Source organism: Brevundimonas sp. CURTG3B2_SDJG, from assembly GCF_057364705.1.
In genome coordinates, this window is the sequence record NZ_JBNFOJ010000330.1 from 1 (window position 1) to 2,959 (window position 2,959).

The window sequence follows — 2,959 nt, forward strand, 5'->3', positions numbered from 1 at the left end:
GGCCCCCGCGCGCTGCCGGCGGCCGAGCTGGTCGACATCCTGGCGCAGGAGACGCGGATGGCGCTGGACGCCCTGCGCGGCCTCTAGAGCCGCCCCGCCTCGCGCAGCTTGTCGAGCATCCACACCCGGGCCGGCGGCAGGGGCTTGTCCAGCGGATGGAAGACGAACTGCTCCAGGAAATGGCCGGTCAGGTCCAGGCCGGCGCCCACGTCGCCCTCACCCAGGCCCGCCTGGGCGCCGAGCAGGAAGGGCGGCAGCGTCAGCAGCTTGTCGGCGTAGGGCGCCCCGGCCTCGCGGCTCACGGCGCGCCCGGTCCGAGGACTGACCCAGACCAGATCGTCCATGACGCCGGTGACGGCGCAGCGGCTCAGGTCCAGGCCGAAGCCCAGGTCCTCCAGCAGGCCGGCCTCGAAGCGGACGAAGACGGCGGGCCAGACCTCCGGCACGGCGAAGGCGCCCATCAGGGCCTCGAAGGCCAGAAAGGCGCCGGGATGCGGCTCGCGCTCGGGCAGGGCGCCCTGGGCGACGGCGGCGGCGGCGGCGAGCGCCAGGCCGGCGAGAGCGGAGAAACGACGCATCTGAGGGACCTCCAATCGCCTGAAATGCTCAGGGTTCGGAGGGAATAATGCGCGCTTCGCTCTCAATGTAAAGATTATACGACAGTTGGAAGTATGAAATTTGACGACCGGCGACCGGGCCCGGTCTGAGCCTTCGCCGCCCTCGTGCGTTCAGTGGGCTTCAACGGAGCCCGGCCGCTTGCCCAACCCTTTGAAAGACAATCCGAACTGGCTAGCCGTGCGCGAGCGCGCCCTGGTTCCGGCCGGGCGTCGGGTCCAGGCCTGGCGGGCCTGGGTGGTCGAGAACGACCCCGTCTACGCCGCCATTCGCCGGCCGGGTCGGGCCGAAAAGGTCGCCGCCTCCGTGACCCTGGCGCTGATCGCGGGGATCGTCCTGTTCCTCGTCTTCTTCGACTGGAACCTGCTGCGCGGCCCCGTCGGCCGCTGGGCCTCGGCGCGCTACGACCGGCAGATCGAGCTGAACGGCGATCTGGACGTGAAGCTGTTAAGCTGGACGCCCTCGGTTCGGGTTCGGGAGCTGCGCGTCGGCGGCCCGGACTGGGCGCGCGAGCGGGACACGCTGAGGATCGACGACCTGCAGTCGTCGCTGCGGCTGCGCGCCCTGGCCGCCGGCCGGATCGAGCTGCCCCTGGTCGCCGTCACCCGGCCGCAGGCGGTGCTGATCTCGACCGCGGACGGCCGGCGCAGCTGGGCGCTGAATCCCGACCGGCCCGACACCGGCGAGGGACTGAAGCTGCCGCCGATCAACCGGTTGATCATCCGCGACGGCCGGCTGTCGCTGGACGAGCAACGCCGCAAGATTCGGCTCGAGGCGGTCGTCGCCGCGCGCGAGGGATCGGACGGCGACGCCGGCTTCCACCTGAACGGCCAGGGCACGATCAACGGGACGCCCCTGACCCTGACCGTGCGGGGCGGTCCCTTCATCAACATCCGCCGGGACCGACCCTACGGATTCCAGGCGACGCTGAGCGGCGTGGATTCCCGGCTCGTCGCCCATGGCGCGATCACCCGGCCGTTCGACCTGGGCCGGTTCCGCTCGACCCTGAGCCTCCAGGGCCGCGACCTGGCGGACCTCTATCTGCTGACCGGGGTGACCCTGCCCAACACCCCGCCCTATCGTCTGTCCGGAACGCTGACGCGAGACGGGACGCGGTTCGACTTCAGCGACGTCAGCGGCCGGGTCGGCTCGTCGGACCTGACCGGCGATCTGATCGTGGACAAGGCCGGGGATCGCCGCCGGGTCGAGGCGGACCTGCGCTCGAACCTGCTGGACCTCGACGACCTGGCCGCCGTCCTGGGCGCCCGTCCCCGAGTGACGGCGGCGGGCGACACGGTGGTCACCTCGGGCGCGCCCGGGCGCCTGCTGCCGGACGCCCCGCTGAACGTCGAGCGCCTGCGCGTCATGGACGGGACCCTTCGCTATCGGGCGGCGCGGGTGAAGCGCAACGAGATGGACGTCCGCCAAGTCGACCTGGGCGCGGTGCTGGACGGCGGCGTGCTGAAGCTGGATCCGGTGGCCTTCACCTTCAACCGGGGCGAGCTGCGCGGGACGGCCCGCATCGACGCCCGGCGCGACACCCCCTACAGCGCCATCGACTTCCGCCTGCGCGGCTATCCGCTGGAGTCGATCATTCCCGCGCGCGGCGGGGCCCCGACCGTGACCGGCCGCGCGCTGGGGCGGGCCAAGCTGGAAGGTCCCGGGGCCTCGGTGCACGACTTCGCGGCCGCCTCGAAGGGGACGATCAGCCTGGTCGTGCCCCAGGGCCGCATCCGCTCGGCCTTCGCCGAACTGCTGGGCATCAATGTCACCGCCGGCCTGGGCAAGCTGCTGGGCGGAGACCAGTCGTCCTCGGACATCCGCTGCGCCGTCGCCGACTTCTCCGTCGCCGGGGGCACGGCCACGGCGCGCACCTTCGTGATCGACACCACGCCGGTGCTGGCCCGGGGCGCCGGGACCATCGACCTGGGCGCCGAGACGATGAACCTGCGCATCGACGGCGAAACGAAGGAAGCGCGCCTGGTCCGGCTGTGGTCGCCCATCGTCGTCCAGGGCCCGCTGACCGCGCCCCGGGTCGGGATCGACAGCGGCTCGGTCGCCGGCCAGGTCGGCTTGGGCGCGGCGCTCGGCGCCCTGATCAATCCTCTCGTCGCCCTGCTGCCCTTCGTCGATCCCGGCCTGGCCGAGGACGCCAACTGCGGCGCGCTGATTTCTTCGGCGCGATAGCCGAGGACGTCTTGGCCCGGACCGCGCCTTCGTGCCTATCTGGCGCATGACCCGAAGAGGCCTGTTCGCCCCCGCCCTCGGCGCCGTCGCCGCCGCCTGTTCGCCCCGTCGGCCTGCTGAACAGCCTGCGGGCCCGCGCGACGGCGCGTCCGCCGGG

At 72.3% G+C, this 2,959-nt stretch carries 1 protein-coding gene and 1 pseudogene; one reads left to right on the forward strand and one right to left on the reverse strand.

The genetic code is table 11. The annotated features are described in order from the left end of the window. Positions 1 to 83 precede the first annotated feature (83 nt). Positions 84 to 560 (reverse strand): annotated as a pseudogene (recO, locus tag AC2W7C_RS16050) (DNA repair protein RecO); the annotation flags it as partial. A 196-nt stretch (positions 561 to 756) separates the two neighbouring features. On the opposite strand from recO, the gene AC2W7C_RS16055 reads away from it, so the two are divergent. After that, positions 757 to 2,802, forward strand: a complete 2,046-nt coding sequence (locus AC2W7C_RS16055; RefSeq protein WP_486002296.1) for an AsmA family protein — start codon at positions 757 to 759, stop codon at positions 2,800 to 2,802. The last annotated feature ends 157 nt before the right edge of the window (positions 2,803 to 2,959 follow it).